The 1,446-nt window shown below is 30.0% G+C and carries 2 protein-coding genes; both read left to right on the forward strand.

The window, feature by feature from the left end:
- Positions 1 to 26: 26 nt before the first annotated feature.
- On the forward strand, positions 27 to 611 hold the full coding sequence (locus O3884_RS08960; RefSeq protein WP_371453042.1) for a transposase: 585 nt from the start codon (positions 27 to 29) through the stop codon (positions 609 to 611).
- The gene (locus O3884_RS08965; protein WP_371453044.1) at positions 542 to 1,435 is read left to right on the forward strand and encodes an IS3 family transposase; all 894 of its coding nucleotides are present in this window, start codon (positions 542 to 544) and stop codon (positions 1,433 to 1,435) included. The genes O3884_RS08960 and O3884_RS08965 overlap by 70 nt, the downstream gene beginning before the upstream one ends.
- Positions 1,436 to 1,446 lie beyond the last annotated feature (11 nt).

The raw sequence follows: 1,446 nt of genomic DNA on the forward strand, positions 1-1,446 counted from the left end.
GACAATCCAGTGAAAGGGGTATTTTTATGCGTTATAGTTTTGAATTTAAAGTAAAATGTGTTGAGATGTATGAAAGAGGGGAATATCCAGAAACACCGAACGGAATAACTACTAGAAAATTTAAAGATACTATTAGAAAATGGAAAAGAATGGTAGATTCGTTAGGAGTAGGTGTCTTGCGACATAAAACAAAAAATAAGAAGTGGAATCCAGATGAAAAACTAGTATTAGTGTCTAAAATTTTAGCTGGTTATTCATATAATTCCGTTGCACTAGACAATGGAATTAACTATAGGACACTGTATAAATGGGTTCAAAAATATAAGGAAAAAGGTTATAATGGACTTGTAGATGAAAAGAAAGAAAGACCAAGAAAGGTACCTATAATGAAAGAAAACAGTAGTCCTAAACCATTAAAAGAGTCAGAAAGAGAAGAATTAATTAGATTACGTGAAGAAAATAAATTTATAAAAACGGAAATCGAAAATATTAAAGCGGAAACAGAAATAATAAAAAAATTAATAGCCTTGAGGCGAGAAAAATGGGCTGCGCAACTCAAGGCGAAAAAGCAGCGATCATCAAAGAACTTAGAGGAAAAGGATATCAATTAAAATATCTTTTACAAGCAATAGGAATGGCTAGATCAACATATTATTATTTAGTAAATAAGGAAGAAGTAGATGTTGTGGCTATCCGTAATGAACCAGTGTTAAAAGAAATTAAAATTATTTTTACCGAAAATAAAGGACTATATGGTGTCCGTAGAGTTCACAATGAACTAATTAATAGAGGTTTTAAAGTAAATCATAAACGAGTACAAAGCCTTATGCATAAAGAAGGATTGAAAGGGAAAACTCCTAAAGAAAGATACCATTCATATAAGGGAACAGTAGGAAAGGTCGCTAATAATATAATAAATCGAGATTTTAGTACAACTGCTCCTTTACAGAAATGGACTACAGATGTATCACAATTCAATTTTTCATGGGGAAAATGCTATTTTTCAGCAATTCTAGATATGCATACAAATGAAATAATATCATATGATTTATCTTTACATCCAAATTTAGACCAGATAAAAAGGATGTTAGAAAAAGCATTTAATAAATTTCCAAAAACAGAAGGATTAATTATGCATTCAGATCAAGGGTGGCAGTATCAACATTCATACTATAGAAGTGAGTTAAAAAAACATGGAATCATTCAATCGATGTCTAGAAAGGGAAATTGTTATGATAATAGTATCATGGAATCACTTTTTGGAAGAATGAAGACGGAGATATATTATGGTTATGAAAAGAATTATATGTCATTTGAAGAATTTAGTAAAGCTGTAAATGAGTATATAGATTATTACAATAACAAGAGAATTCAATCAAAAACAAAATGGATGTCACCTGTACAATACAGGATAACATCCACTTGTCTAAACTAAATATATGTGTC

Origin of the sequence: Gemella sp. 20925_1_85, from assembly GCF_041433735.1 — a bacterium.
In the GTDB taxonomy this organism is placed as follows: domain Bacteria; phylum Bacillota; class Bacilli; order Staphylococcales; family Gemellaceae; genus Gemella.